Here is a 14,738-nt window from a genome sequence, read left to right on the forward strand (position 1 = left end):
TTATTCCCCTCATCCCTCTTCACGTTTCATCTGCAAAAATATCTCTATCTCATCAATAGAGAACCCTTTGCGATATAACGCTTGTTTCATCTTATTTTCGAATGTCCATCCATCATACTTCTTATATTTCTCATAATATTTATTCCCATGATAGTGTAACGCTTCTTGTTGCTGTTCGTCATCTTTTTCGTCTTTCAATTCTTCCAAACAAATTTGAATCACATCTCTAGAATATCCTTTACGAACAAGCATTTCGTCTAACTTTAGCTTCATTTGTAAAAAGGAATGCTTTTGATAAGACCTTTTCTTCTTTTCTATAAGAAGTAAAGCATTCTCAATTTGCTTTTCCTTCGGATATTCTTGTAAACTATGTGTAATGATTAGATCCTGAACACCTTTATTTAATAACTCTCTTTTAATAACAGTCGGACCCTTTCGATTCACATTACTTTGCGTTCGCGTATATAAAACAGCGTACTCTTTATCATTAATATATCGATCATGTAATAATTTCGAAACGACTTCAGAGATGACGGCCTGTCCCACTTCTTTTTTTCGTAAATAGTCTTCTACTTCTTTTTTTGTTCTCATTTGATAGGATAGATAGGAAATTGCTTGTAAATATGCTTTTTGTACCTCTTCATTGTATAAAATATTCCCTAACGCTATTTCATCAATTTCTAATCCTTTTTGTAATCCATGTTTCATTAAGATTACTTGATCCACACTAAATCCGTATTCTTCACCTTGACCTTTATCAATATAAATATTAAATCGTTCTTTCGATCGTTTTTGCACTTCTATTTTTGTAATGACAGCCATACTCTCACCTCTCTATTATTTTAACATAGTCAAGGAACGTTTTTGCTTTTCAAGAATATATATAATGAGGAGGAAATAATTGTGAGAATCGCAATTTCTGGTGGTACCGGCTTTATCGGTAAATACCTTTCTACTTTTTTCATTCAAAAAGGATATAATGTTTACATTCTTACTCGAAACAAAACTACTGAAACTTCCCATCCTAACCTTCAGTATGTACAATGGACACCAGATTTACAAACCTTCCCCCTCTCTTCTATCGATGTAGTTATTAATCTAGCTGGAGAGTCTATTAATAGTAGATGGACAAAGAAACAAAAGGAATCCATTTTAAACAGTCGAATTCGAACAACAAAAGGACTCATTAAACAATTGCAAACACTTGGTACAAAGCCAAATACATTTATTAACGCAAGTGCTATTGGATACTATGGAACGTCTGAAACTGAGTCTTTTACAGAACAGCATGAGATTCCTGGAAATGACTTTTTAGCAAATACAGTATATTCATGGGAACAAGAAGCATCTAAAGCACGTTCTCATGGAATGCGAACAATCTACGCAAGACTTGGAGTTGTATTAGGCGCAGACGGAGGAGCTCTTCCCAAAATGCTACTCCCCTATCAATTCTATATTGGAGGTACAATTGGATCTGGAAACCAATGGTTATCATGGATTCATATAGACGATGTCGTTCGCCTAATTGATTTCATCATACACAAAGAAGAAATTGATGGCCCTTTTAACATCACAGCTCCCCTACCTATAAGAATGAAGGAATTTGGAGAAACCATTGCAACTATAATGAAAAAACCTCATTGGTTACCTGTCCCTTCATTTATGATTCACACTTTATTAGGTGAGATGAGTATACTTGTACTCGAAGGACAACATGTATTACCTAGTAAAGCAATTGAACATGGGTATCAATACACATTTCCGGCAATAGACCATGCATTACAAAATATACTTTCGCATACAATGTAGTACTTCTAAAACACAGTTTTACAGGGTCCCCTTTCAAAACTTTCATTTTCTAGAATCCGGAGCATTATTACACAAATAACCTTTCAGTTACTTTCCCTTAAATTCCATTAACATTGTAAAGTAACAGAAATGAGGTACCTATGAAAATATTGCTCAAACAAGCCATTGTCTATCCTATTACATCCCAAAAATTTCAAGGGGATGTACTCGTTATAGGAGAAAGAATTGCCGAGGTCAAGCCTTCCATTCAACCTACTCAAGATATGACAGTTATAGACGCTCGTGCTCTTCATCTTTTACCTGGATTTATTGATGTCCATACTCATCTTGGTCTCTATGATGAAGGTACTGGTTGGGCTGGCAATGATGCAAATGAAACATCTGAAGTTTCAACACCACATATCCGTTCTTTGGACGGAATCCACCCTTTTGATATTGCATTTCAAGATGCTGTACAAAACGGAATCACAACTGTTCACGTTATGCCAGGAAGTCAAAACATTATCGGTGGTACGACTTGTGTAATAAAAACAGCTGGAACTTGTATTGATCATATGATTATTCAAGAACCTGCCGGCTTAAAGATTGCCTTCGGAGAAAATCCTAAAAAGGTCCATAGTAATGGAACAAAAGAATCCATAACACGTATGGGAATTATGGGATTACTTCGGGAATCATTCTATGAAGCACAGCACTACGGGCATGAAGCTGATTTTCGAATGCTTCCTATCTTAAAAGCATTACGCCGCGAAATACCCGTACGTATCCACGCTCACCGAGCAGATGATATTAGTTCTGCTCTACGCTTTGCAACAGAGTTCAATCTCGATTTACGTATTGAACATTGTACAGAAGGACACTTTATTGTTGAAGAACTTTCGAAACACAATTTGAAGGTTTCAGTTGGCCCCACTCTTACACGCCGTTCTAAAATCGAACTTAAAAACAAAACATGGGATACTTACCATATATTATCGAAAAATGGTGTGGAAGTTTCTATAACAACAGATCACCCTTATACACCAATTCAATATTTAAATATTTGTGCTGCTGTCGCAGTAAGAGAAGGATTAGACGAAAAAACTGCACTAGAAGGAATCACCATATTTCCAGCACGAAATTTACGTTTAGAGGATAGAATTGGAAGCATTGAGGTCGGAAAAGACGCTGATCTTGTGTTATGGACTCATCATCCTTTCCATTATTTAGCCAAGCCTGTACTAACCATGATTGATGGAAAAATAATTTACAAAAAAAATAAAAAAAACTAGTTTATTTTTTTGACTAGATAAAGTATTATACGATTATAAACTGAATGAAACCATAATCAATTTGTGTCGTGATTATCATTTTCAAATTGATGAATGGGGAAGGCAAATGGTGCGCCACCAGCGTTAGAAACTGGTTCTAGTGGGTTCGATTCCCACCCCGAAATTTTTTAAAGATTGATATAAAAATTTCGAGGGTGGGGTGTTTTTTCGTCATGCTACCCTCGTGTGAGGAGGAGTTAGTATGTTGAAAAAACGCGACTTACACGACAGCCACGTTCTATACGAGTTAATGGTGGACCCAGCTGTCTTCCCTTTTGTGCGTCAAAAGGCTTATTCTTATGAAGAGTATTTATTTTTAACGAAACAAACGATTGAAGCTGAAGAGCGTGGGGAATTAATTTCACGCACAATTTTAGATGAATGGGGTAACCCTATCGGAACAATTACTTTATTTGATGTGCAAGAAAAAGCCGGATTTCTCGGAACATGGCTTGGCAAACCCTATCATGGAAAAGGCTATAATAAATTGGCGAAAGATTCATTTTTTAGTGAACTTTTCTATGAATTAGATATTGAAACAATCTTTATGCGTATTCGTAAAATAAACATTCGTTCTATTAAAGCTGCCGAAAAACTACAATATGTAAATCTAGCAAACGAAACAAGAAAAGCCGTTTATGATGAAATTAACGCAAATGAAGAAGTATATAACTTATATGAAATCCCAAAAGATCAATATACACTTGCTACAATGCGAGATACAACGTTCCAAGATGCTCACCAATTAAAAGAAGCATAATCTAAATTTACAGAAAAAATAATTAATCATTAACATTTTACCATATACGTATATCACCCTATGTCTTTGGAAACGATAGATAGTGACTTTAGGACACGAGGTGATTTGTAATGGATAAAAAGAAACGTGACAAAACAAAAAACACATTATCTAGTACACAAGAAGTTCTTTACCAACGAGAATTTCGCAAAGCAGATCGCGCAGCGGGTTATCGCTCGAAAAGTATTTAAAGTGAGAATGAATAATTAGAAGTTTTCCCCCCTAATTATTCATTCTCATTACATATTTTTTCTACGTGATAGAATAGACAAAAAGGTTCCTTATTTATAAGGAACCTTTTTTGTGTGGATAACGTTATCCACACAATTTATAGAATTGTGAATAAATTCAACAAATCCTTCACAAGTTTATATGTTGTAACGCATAGTAAATGTTAGAATTGTGGATAGTTTTCTAAAAATTGTGGACAATGTGGATATAGTTGTTAATATTTCGACTTTACTGTTTAATGAAAACATAATCTTCATGTGGATAAGTTACTACTTTATCTTATAAAACAATAAAGAACCCTCTTTAAACATATAAAAGAGGGTTTCATATTAAGTAAATAATTGTGCAAGAGCAGGTGATTTAATAGGTATATGATTCGGTTCTACATGATTTTCTGTCAAAATTGTATCCACAATATGACCAGCTGGCTCCGGACGATAAATGCTTTTCATCGCTTCTTTCATTTGAAGAAGCTTCATATCATCTTGTAATAACGCCTCTGTCTTTGCAAAAACCTCACTATCATCACGAATCACAACTGCAGCTCCTTTTCTTTCAAAGTACATCGCATTTTCATTTTCTTGCCCTGGAACAGGCTTATATAAAATGACAGGTACTTGCAATGCTGCCGCTTCACTTAACGTAATACCGCCTGGCTTCGTAATCATACAAGAAGTAACACGGAATAATTCATCAATATTTTCAACATAACCAAATACTTTTAATGCATCAGGATTTTTTTCCTGTACTCCTAATAAATCCTGTTTTAACGCTTCATTCTTTCCACAAACGACAACTACTTGTAAATCAGGTAATGACATAAATGATTGGCATAGTTCTTTTACACTTCCTAATACCCCATGAGCACCTGCTACAATTAGTAAAATCTTTTTATTCTTACATAACTGATATTTATTATATATAATGTCTGGATTGATCTTCAGCTCAAAACTACTACGAATCGGAATTCCAGTTTCAACAATTTGCTCCGAGGGCACACCAATATCAACCATAATTTTTTTCACGTGATCCGTTGCTACAAAATAACGATCTACTTCCCGATGAATCCATATTTTGTGCACACAAAAATCCGTTAATACGTTATAAACAGGAATTGAAATACCTGTTTGCTTTTTTAACTCTGGTACAGCTATGATCGGAAAAGTATTAATAACAATATCCGGTTTCTCTGCTTGTAAAAGTAATTTCAAACGTTTTCTTCCAAAGTTCGCATACCAAGATGCTATTTTTTTATCATAAATTTTTTCTACGCCATAATAAAACAAGCGGTATAATTCTTTTCCTATTGTATAACTTTTTAAATATAAATATTTTGTAATATCGGTTATAATTGGATGTGATTCTCCGAACAAATCGCATACAATTACATCTTTAATTCCTTTTTGGCGAAATGTTTGTTCTAATGTTTTCGCTACTTGCACATGACCATTACCGTAATGTGCAGTTAATATTAAAACCTTGGGGTTTTTTATCAAACAAATCCACTCCTAGCTTATTGTTTCTCCATATTGCATATACGACAATAGGAAAAACATTTTCCTTAAAAATTACATAAACAGATTCTAATACTTCTCTTTCAGCTATGTACCTGTCGTGGATATGCAAAGCATATAAGATTGACCCCTTAATCCTATCTGTGCTCATATCTTTACATTATACTTTCCTATAAGAGCTTTCGCAATAACTTACAAATGTTCTCTATTCCATGATACTCACTCTTTTACTTCTTAATTCTTTTTACTATTTTGATTTCCCTTTACAATTATGTAAATTTCTCCACTTATTCCTTACAAAAATATGGATATTCTATTTTTAGTATACTCTTTTCTATATACATACTCTAGGTTTTATTGTAAAGAAAGCAAAAAGCCTAATCCAATATTTGGATTAGACTGCTTGTAAAATATGTCTTGCTTGCTCTACATTTTTTTCAGTAGGTGGTTCTACATTCGCGAGTGGATATTTATGCCCAAGTGCCTCCCATTTATATACACCAAGCTTATGATATGGTAGCACTTCAACCTTCTGAACATTAGACAGGCTTTGAATAAAGCTAGATAATTTTTGTAGATCCTCTTCATTATCCGTAACACCAGGAACTAATACGTGTCTTACCCAAATTGGTTTATTTTTATCCGATAAATAACGAGCAAATTGTAAAATATGTTCATTTGGTTTCCCTGTTAATTTACGGTGTTTCTTTGAATCAATATGTTTCAAATCCAATAAAACTAAATCTGTGTAATCCATTAAAATATCTAGCTTATTTTGGAATTCTGGTTCTTCAGAATAACAACCACCCGAAGAATCAATTGTTGTATGAATTCCAACTTCCTTACATTTCTTAAATAATTCAATTAAGAAATCTAGCTGTAATAATGGTTCACCACCACTAACTGTTATACCGCCTCCAGAAGCTTCAATAAAAGGAAGGTAACATGTCACATCCTGCATTACTTCTTCAACTGTTATTTCTTTTCCTTTACCGATCTCCCACGTATCAGCATTATGACAGTATTGACAACGTAATAAACACCCTTGTGTAAATATGACATAACGAATTCCTGGGCCATCAACAGTACCACAAGACTCTACAGAATGAATTCTTCCTTTTATCATGTTACTTCCTCCTTTATTGAAGCAGCCCCCCTCTGCTATTTATAAAAAGCAGAGGGACACTTTTTCACTTACATACTTTCATGCATTGTACGATTAATTACATCGATTTGTTGTTCACGAGTTAATTTAATAAAGTTTACAGCGTAACCAGATACGCGAATTGTTAATTGTGGATATTTCTCAGGATGTTCCATCGCATCCATTAATGTTTCACGATTAAATACGTTAATATTTAAGTGATGGCCTTCTTTTACTGCATAACCATCAAGCATTGATACTAAGTTACGTACTTGTACATCATCTTCTTTACCAAGTGCTTTTGGAATAATAGAGAATGTATTAGAAATACCATCTTGTGCATCTTCATATGGTAATTTAGCTACAGATAATAATGAAGCTAATGCACCTTTTGTATCACGACCATGCATTGGGTTCGCACCTGGTGCAAATGGTTCTCCAGTACGGCGACCATCTGGAGTGTTACCAGTTTTCTTACCGTATACAACGTTAGATGTGATTGTTAAGATCGACATTGTATGAACAGAATTTCTGTATGTTTTATGTTTACGAAGTTTATTCATAAATGTTTTTACAAGATTTACAGCGATTTCATCTACACGGTCATCATTGTTACCGTATTTAGGGAAATCTCCTTCGATTTCAAAGTCAACTGCAATACCGTTTTCATCACGAATTGGTTTTACTTTTGCGTGTTTAATTGCACTTAAAGAGTCTGCTACTACAGATAGACCCGCGATACCTGTTGCCATTGTACGAAGAACATTTGTATCATGAAGTGCCATTTCAATACGTTCGTAGCTATATTTATCATGCATGTAATGAATAACATTTAATGTGTTTAAATATAGACCTGCTAACCATTCCATTGTCATATCAAACTTACGCATAACTTCTTCATAATCTAATACTTCAGAAGTAATCGGTGCGTACTCAGGACCAACTTGTGCTTTAGATTTTTCATCTTTACCACCGTTAATCGCATATAGTAATGCTTTTGCTAAGTTTGCACGTGCGCCGAAGAACTGCATTTGTTTACCAATTCTCATTGCAGATACACAACAAGCAATTCCGTAGTCATCGCCGTAGTCAGCACGCATAATGTCATCATTTTCATATTGAATTGCTGATGTTTTAATAGACATTTTCGCACAGTAGTTTTTAAAGTTCTGCGGTAATTGTTTAGACCAAAGAACTGTTAAGTTTGGTTCTGGAGCTGGTCCTAAATTATCTAATGTATGCAAGAAACGGAATGAGTTCTTTGTTACTAATGGACGACCATCTAATGCCATACCACCGATAGACTCAGTTACCCAAGTTGGGTCACCAGAGAATAATTCATTATAATCAGGTGTTCTTGCAAATTTCACAAGACGTAATTTCATAATGAAGTGATCCACAATTTCTTGTACTTCTTCTTCTGTTAAAGTACCATTTGCTAAATCTCTTTCAATATAAATATCTAAGAATGTAGAAGTACGTCCAAGACTCATTGCAGCTCCGTTTTGCTCTTTAATTGCTGCAAGATATGCGAAGTATAACCATTGGAATGCTTCTTGTGTGTTTGTTGCTGGCTTAGAAATATCAAAGCCATGAGAAGCAGCCATTTGTTTTAACTCTTGAAGTGCACGCATTTGCTCAGATAACTCTTCGCGTAAACGCATTGTATCTTCGCTCATTACACCGCCAGTTAAATTCAAATCAGCTTTTTTCGCTTCAATTAAATGATCAATACCATATAATGCTACGCGTCGGTAGTCACCGATAATACGTCCACGTCCGTATGCATCTGGAAGACCAGTAATTACACCTGATTTACGTGCATTTCTCATTTCTGGTGTATAAGCATCGAATACACCTTGGTTATGAGTTTTTCTCCAATCTCTAAAAATACGACTAAGCTCTTTATCCATTTCGTATCCATAAGATTCACAAGCTTGTTCCGCCATACGAATACCACCATATGGTTGTAAAGAACGTTTAAATGGTTTTTCAGTTTGGAAACCGACTACTTTTTCAATATCTTTATTTAAATATCCTGGTTCATGTGATGTAATAGAAGAAACAATTTTTGTATCCATATCAAGAACGCCACCGTTTTCACGTTCTTTCGTTGTTAAATCCATTACTTGATCCCAAAGTTGTTTCGTTGCTTCAGTTGCTCCCGCTAAGAAAGATTCGTCTCCTTCGAAAACGTTTACATTATTTAAAATGAAATCGCGAACATCAATCTCTGCTTTCCATTTTTCACCTTTAAAGTTTTCCCATGCGTTTTTAACATTTTCTAATACTTGAGTCATCCTAATCTCCTCCATTTTTGATTAGTACAGGACTAAGATTTTTTATATAACAGCTTACACACTTAGAATACTACTTTTTTGCTAAAGTGAACGAAATAGTTGTGACATGTTTGTGAAATGTTGAGCAAACTACTATATGCATAGTGTTAACTTCACTTAAAAGTCTTTATAATTAACCCTTTCCTTAATTGTATTTTTTTGGTATCCTTATATACGAGTCCTATTTTGTAATATAAGAACAATACCCATTGTAGAGCTGTAATACTCTTATCTCCTAATCTGTTATAGTTTTTATAACAGAACAAAAAAGTGTACATATGTTGTACACTTTTTTTGTTACTACTCTAAAACATCTCTTTTTCTATTCCCATCATAGAATCCACCACGGCTACCTTCTAATACAATTAATTGCTCTAATCCTTCTATATGATCACCTATAATTCGCAAGACAGCTGGAGGATGACCTATTTTTGCAAAATGTTCACTGGGACGAATGCGGTTCATCTTATCGACCTCTACACGACTTACACACGCAATTTCGAATCCTGAAAGAATAGCTTTCACTTGCGCTACGCAAGGTGACAATAAAGACCTATACCCAATTGATTTCAAACACTTCTGGCTAAACGCATTAGGTACAGCGATAAGAGATCCTACTCCTAAATCTTTTCTATCACAAGCTAAATTTAATGCATATTTAAATGCAGTTACAAGATGAAGCGGTACTCTTAAATCTAAATAATGATTTAGATCATTTAATGCGACATCCATTCCATCTGCAATAGCTTTTGCAAATGGATATAGCTCACTAGCTGGAATAACAAAATCACCGTCTATAAATAATACAATTTCTCCTTTGGCGAAATAAGTCCCAAGTGAACGTCCCACATCGTTGCCAAGTGCTTCTTTATATACAATTGTTGTTGCTCCCTTGTCTTTTGCAATCGTTGCTGTTTTATCAGACGAACCATTTACAACAACGATAATTTCAAAAGGTTCAATTTTGCGGAGCTCTTCTATAACGTTTCCAATCGTCTTCTCTTCATTTTGTACAGGAATGACGACCGATAATTGCTTTCCTTTATACAATTTAGATGTAACGCCCCATCCTTGATAAAAATCTTCGAAATCTAAAGTATGATAGACACTATCTCTTTTCCTATTTCCATCACAATACCCTCCGCGCTCATCGCTACCTACTATTCGCTCCGCTACAGCTTCTATATGATCACCTATCATCCGTTTTTCAGATTGCGAAAGACCCGTGCCGTACGCAGCATGCTCGGTCGGCCGAAATTTATTTGGCGTAATAACGTCAATTGCACAATGCCGACTAATTCTCCATTCACTTTGAACGAGGCGTAAATGAGCCAAAATAGGATTAACAAAACATTCATATCCGATGCTTTGAACGACCTCTTTCGTCAGCGCATGAGGTGCATCTAATAAGGAATCAATTTTTAATTCTTCACGCTCTAACATTGCATTTAATATTTGGCGCCATACTGTCACGGCGTGCGGTTTTTGTTTCTTTAAAAATAATGCGTCCAAATTATTTAAAACGATGTCGGCCTGATCATGTAAAATCGGATTAAGGAATAATTGTAATTTTGAAGTTTGAATAGCAAAATCTCCATCTATAAATAGTAATACATCACCTATCGCGTGTTTTGCGCCAATCGCGCGGCCAACATCGTTCCCTAGTAGCTCTATATACTTGATTACTTTACACCCTAAACGATCAGCAACCTCTTCTGTACCATCGTTACAACCGTTTGCTACTACAATAATCTCTATTGGATTTAATCCTTTTGCCGATTGGATAACATCTGAAATCGTTTCAACTTCATTATATACAGGTATAATGACCGATAGTGACTTAGCCATTATTTTCTTCACGGAACCACTTAATAGTTTCTTTCAATCCTTCTTCCCATGTTACTTCTGCTTGAAACTGAACAAGTTCTCTTAATTTCGCAACATCTGGTCTTCTATTTGGAATTTCTTCAAAGCTATGTGGGTACACCTCTTCAAAAGGAACTTGAACAATCTTTGAAGAGGATTTCGTTAGCTTTTTAATTACTTCTGCCACTTCTTTTATACTCTTTTCATTGTCAGAACCTATGTTAATAATTTCACCATTTACATTCTCATCCATCGCTCGAATCGTTGCCTCTACCGCATCACTTACATACGTAAAACAACGTGTCTGCTCTCCATCTCCATATACGAGAATGTCTTCTCCTTGCAAAGCCGCACTAATAAATCGTGGGATTACCCCTGCATACGGACCATCTTTCGCTCTTGGACCATAAATATTAAAATAACGAACAATCGTTACCGGTAAACCTTCTAATGCGTATCCTAAACATAATGTTTCTTCTAATGTTTTACACACTGCATAACTCCAGCGTATTTTAGAAGTTGCCCCGTATAATCGATCTCCCTCTTCAGAGAAGGGTGGCTTTGCCTTACCATATACTTCTGAAGTAGAAGCAAAGACCACTTTCTTCTTTTCTTTTAGCGCTGCTTGTAAAATGTTTCTCGTTCCATCAAAATTCGTTTCAATAAGCTCTATACTCTTTTCCATTGTCGTTTTCACGCCTAAAATTGCTGCTAAATGAAACACTACATCATGTTGGTTTACTAATTCATAAATAGAATTTTTATCTAAAACACTTATTGGAATAACTCGAATTTCTTTCATTAACTCATCATGATATTTATTTTTCCCTTTATAGAAGTTATCAACGATCGTAACCCCATACCCTCTTTTCACCAGCTCTTCAGCTAAATGTGAACCAATAAATCCTGCTCCACCTGTAATTAAACATTTCTTACTCATACACTCACCTTCTTTATAATTCCACGTGTATCTATTACTCGCTTCATACCTTTAAAAAGCTTCCAATCGATATTAGAGTGATCAGTTAAAATTAATATACAACCCGCTTGTTTAACGACATGTTCATCCAAAGAAACAGATTGGTACACCTTGCCTTCAAACTTTGCAGAAGAAATATATGGATCGTGATATTCGATTTCATATCCTTCTTTTAGTAACAATTCAATAATTGGTAAAGCCGGTGATTCTCTCAAATCATTTACATCTTTCTTATATGCAATTCCTACAATTAAAACTGATGCAGGTGATTGCACCATGCCTTTTACTTTCCGGACTATTTTCTCTGGCATTTCTTCATTAATCACATGTGCAGCCTCAATTAATTGACTAATTTCCCCATTCCTTTTTATTCTCCATTGGAAATATAAAGGATCTACTGGAATACAATGTCCTCCTATTCCTGGTCCTGGCCAATATGGGGTAAATCCAAACGGTTTTGTAGATGCGGCTTCAATTGCCTCATAAAAATCAATTCCTAAACTTTCACATAGTGTGTTTAACTCATTTACTAATGAAATATTGACTAGGCGCTGAATATTTTCAAATAACTTACACATTTCCGCTACTTTCGGAGAACTAACTGGAACAACGACATCAAATGTAGTGCTATACAACTCCTGAACTTTTTGTTTACACTTTTCTGTTTGTCCACTAATAACTTTTGGAATCGTTTGAACAGAATAGTGACTATTAGCCGGATCAATTCTCTCAGGGGAATATCCGATATAGAAATCTTCTCCTACCTTTTTACCTGTTTGAGAAATAATAGGAATGATAACTTCCTCGAGTGTACCTGGATATGTGGAGCTTTCAAAAATGAAGGTTTGTCCTTTTTGAAGGTTTTGTTGTATATAATGTGAGGCTGAAATGAGGGCACTTAAGTCTGGTTCTCTTTGTTCATTAATCGGAGTCGGGACAGTAACAATAACATAATCACTATTTTGAAAATCAGCAATGCCTTGATCCGGTGTGTTCACTATTAATTTTTTTTTCACCAATAAACTTTGTAACTCTTTAGAAGAAACATCCGGAATATAGCTTTCTCCTTTTATAATTGATTCTATTTTTCTAATATCTTTATCTAACCCAAGTACTGTATGCCCTCTCTCTGCAAAATGGACTGCTAAAGGAAGGCCAACATACCCTAAGCCAATAATAGCTACTTTACTACTATTCATTTGTATTCTCTTCTTCCCTTCTCAATTGTTGAATGATATCTCTATCTCTATCTCCATCCGTAAAGCCACCGCGTTCGTCTGTACATTGTAATAAATACGCAATCGCCTCAATTTGATCACCGAAAATACGATCAAATGCTGAAATACGCCCATTTACAAATTCGTGTTGCTCTGGACGTACTCGATTTGTTTTTATAACATCTACTAACTCTACTGCTGTAATAGAGAATCCTTCTAAAATAGCTTTCACCTGAGCTAATGGAGGAATCACAAGAGAATCATAACCAATTTTCTCTATTACTTTTTTATGCATAGCGTGTGGTACTGCTGTTAATGAGTTATTCCATAAATCTGGTCGCTTCGCTATCAAATTCACAAAATATTTTCCCATGCTAATTGGATCTGCTGGATGAAACATATCTAATAAACACTGTAAATCATTTAATGCCACATCACTTCCATCTTCAATAGCACGCAAAAATAGAATTAAATTTGTTGCTGGAATAACAAAATCACCATCAACAAATAAACAAATATCTGCCGTAGCATACATGGCCCCTATCGCCCGTGCTACATTATGCCCAAGCACTTCATCCAACTCAACAACAATAACATTCTCTAGCTTTACTTGTTTAATGGTCTTTACGGCAGCTCCATTCACAACAACTATAATTTCATCTACACCTGCTTTTTTCACTTCTTGTATAACAGACCTTATAGTTGTTTTCTCTTCTGATACTGGGATAATGGCACTATATTTCGCTTTTTTCTTTTGTAATAAAACTGGTTTATACTTTCCTACAAACTCCCTATCTTTATTGCCCTCTGAAAAACCACCGCGATTACCGTATGTTTCGATTACGTATTGTAAAGCTCGCAAATGATCACCCATAATACGACTAGTCGCTTTCGGATAAGGAGAGCCAGGTGATGTGCCCGTATGGACAGGACGAACTTTATTTGTGTAAATGACATCAACTGAAGCCATATCAGAAATATCTACTCCTCTAGACATCGCTATCGCTTGAAATAGTGCTGGATCCGCTAAATTCCACCACCCTAGTTCTTCAATCACTTCACGACTTATCGCATGTGGTATCGCAATTAAAGATCCTACAACAAATTCTTTTTTGTTCAAATAACGGTTTAACATATATTTTCCAACCGTCGTATAATGCGGTCTCATCTTCAAATAAACGGACCATGTTAAATTATTTAAAACAATCTCATGTCCTTGCTGTATTCCTTTAATAAAATTGTATAATTCTTCACTTTTCATGACGATATCGCCATCTAAAAATAAAACAATTTCACCTTTTGCTTCTCTAGCACCAATTGCCCGTCCCACATCATTACCAAGAGAATATCTATAATAAATCACACGGCAATTATGCTGTAACGCTATTTCTTTCGTACCATCTGTCGATCCATTATCTACTATGATAATTTCATATGGTTCCAACTTCCTTACTTCTACTAAAACTTTTGATAAAGTACTTGCTTCATTATGCACTGGAATAACAACTGACACTCTCATACTTGTATCAC

Annotated in this window: 12 protein-coding genes; 4 read left to right on the forward strand and 8 right to left on the reverse strand. The window is 35.1% G+C overall.

Features of this window, described 5'->3' with window-relative positions:
- Positions 1–9: 9 nt before the first annotated feature.
- Positions 10–822, reverse strand: a complete 813-nt coding sequence (recX, locus tag JDS99_RS19995) for a recombination regulator RecX (RefSeq protein WP_000268506.1) — start codon at positions 820–822, stop codon at positions 10–12.
- An 81-nt stretch (positions 823–903) separates the two neighbouring features.
- On the opposite strand from recX, the gene JDS99_RS20000 reads away from it, so the two are divergent.
- From JDS99_RS20000 to JDS99_RS20015, 4 genes are all read left to right on the forward strand, one after another.
- Entirely contained in the window at positions 904–1,809 is a 906-nt protein-coding gene (locus tag JDS99_RS20000) for a TIGR01777 family oxidoreductase (RefSeq protein ID WP_199695585.1), read from the forward strand.
- 140 nt (positions 1,810–1,949) lie between these two features.
- Positions 1,950–3,080: an amidohydrolase gene (locus JDS99_RS20005; RefSeq protein ID WP_000698306.1), complete on the forward strand. Its 1,131-nt coding sequence runs from the start codon at positions 1,950–1,952 to the stop codon at positions 3,078–3,080.
- A 241-nt stretch (positions 3,081–3,321) separates the two neighbouring features.
- Positions 3,322–3,879, forward strand: coding sequence for a GNAT family N-acetyltransferase (locus JDS99_RS20010; RefSeq protein ID WP_000914737.1), 558 nt, complete (start codon positions 3,322–3,324; stop codon positions 3,877–3,879).
- A gap of 110 nt (positions 3,880–3,989) precedes the next feature.
- On the forward strand, positions 3,990–4,109 hold the full coding sequence (locus tag JDS99_RS20015; protein WP_000358487.1) for a YfhE family protein: 120 nt from the start codon (positions 3,990–3,992) through the stop codon (positions 4,107–4,109).
- A 369-nt stretch (positions 4,110–4,478) separates the two neighbouring features.
- Here JDS99_RS20015 and JDS99_RS20020 read toward each other — a convergent pair whose 3' ends face one another.
- From JDS99_RS20020 to JDS99_RS20050, 7 genes are all read right to left on the reverse strand, one after another.
- Positions 4,479–5,645, reverse strand: coding sequence for a diglucosyl diacylglycerol synthase (locus JDS99_RS20020; protein ID WP_199695586.1), 1,167 nt, complete (start codon positions 5,643–5,645; stop codon positions 4,479–4,481).
- Positions 5,646–6,057: 412 nt separating this feature from the next.
- A complete protein-coding gene (gene pflA, locus JDS99_RS20025) occupies positions 6,058–6,789 on the reverse strand; it encodes a pyruvate formate-lyase-activating protein (protein ID WP_000589742.1) in 732 nt (243 codons plus the stop codon).
- Positions 6,790–6,857: 68 nt separating this feature from the next.
- On the reverse strand, positions 6,858–9,107 hold the full coding sequence (pflB, locus tag JDS99_RS20030) for a formate C-acetyltransferase (protein ID WP_088609562.1): 2,250 nt from the start codon (positions 9,105–9,107) through the stop codon (positions 6,858–6,860).
- Between the two features lie 339 nt (positions 9,108–9,446).
- A complete protein-coding gene (locus JDS99_RS20035) occupies positions 9,447–10,994 on the reverse strand; it encodes a glycosyltransferase family 2 protein (protein WP_199695592.1) in 1,548 nt (515 codons plus the stop codon).
- On the reverse strand, positions 10,987–11,952 hold the full coding sequence (locus JDS99_RS20040; RefSeq protein ID WP_199695587.1) for an NAD-dependent epimerase/dehydratase family protein: 966 nt from the start codon (positions 11,950–11,952) through the stop codon (positions 10,987–10,989). The genes JDS99_RS20035 and JDS99_RS20040 overlap by 8 nt, the downstream gene beginning before the upstream one ends.
- Positions 11,949–13,190: a nucleotide sugar dehydrogenase gene (locus JDS99_RS20045; RefSeq protein ID WP_075313226.1), complete on the reverse strand. Its 1,242-nt coding sequence runs from the start codon at positions 13,188–13,190 to the stop codon at positions 11,949–11,951. Before JDS99_RS20045 ends, JDS99_RS20040 begins: the two co-directional genes overlap by 4 nt.
- Entirely contained in the window at positions 13,183–14,727 is a 1,545-nt protein-coding gene (locus JDS99_RS20050) for a glycosyltransferase family 2 protein (RefSeq protein ID WP_199695588.1), read from the reverse strand. Before JDS99_RS20050 ends, JDS99_RS20045 begins: the two co-directional genes overlap by 8 nt.
- Between the last annotated feature and the right edge of the window lie 11 nt (positions 14,728–14,738).

Source organism: Bacillus cereus group sp. N6 (genome assembly GCF_016483705.1).
GTDB classification, from domain to species: domain Bacteria; phylum Bacillota; class Bacilli; order Bacillales; family Bacillaceae_G; genus Bacillus_A; species Bacillus_A wiedmannii.

What these genes read in the sequence shown, in the direction of transcription:
- recX (WP_000268506.1), bottom strand. Translation starts at nt 822, where the DNA reads ATGGCTGTCATTACAAAAATAGAAGTGCAAAAACGATCGAAAGAACGA.
- JDS99_RS20005 (WP_000698306.1), top strand. Translation starts at nt 1,950, where the DNA reads ATGAAAATATTGCTCAAACAAGCCATTGTCTATCCTATTACATCCCAA.
- JDS99_RS20010 (WP_000914737.1), top strand. Translation starts at nt 3,322, where the DNA reads ATGTTGAAAAAACGCGACTTACACGACAGCCACGTTCTATACGAGTTA.
- JDS99_RS20015 (WP_000358487.1), top strand. Translation starts at nt 3,990, where the DNA reads ATGGATAAAAAGAAACGTGACAAAACAAAAAACACATTATCTAGTACA.
- pflA (WP_000589742.1), bottom strand. Translation starts at nt 6,789, where the DNA reads ATGATAAAAGGAAGAATTCATTCTGTAGAGTCTTGTGGTACTGTTGAT.
- pflB (WP_088609562.1), bottom strand. Translation starts at nt 9,107, where the DNA reads ATGACTCAAGTATTAGAAAATGTTAAAAACGCATGGGAAAACTTTAAA.
- JDS99_RS20035 (WP_199695592.1), bottom strand. Translation starts at nt 10,994, where the DNA reads ATGGCTAAGTCACTATCGGTCATTATACCTGTATATAATGAAGTTGAA.
- JDS99_RS20040 (WP_199695587.1), bottom strand. Translation starts at nt 11,952, where the DNA reads ATGAGTAAGAAATGTTTAATTACAGGTGGAGCAGGATTTATTGGTTCA.
- JDS99_RS20045 (WP_075313226.1), bottom strand. Translation starts at nt 13,190, where the DNA reads ATGAATAGTAGTAAAGTAGCTATTATTGGCTTAGGGTATGTTGGCCTT.
- JDS99_RS20050 (WP_199695588.1), bottom strand. Translation starts at nt 14,727, where the DNA reads ATGAGAGTGTCAGTTGTTATTCCAGTGCATAATGAAGCAAGTACTTTA.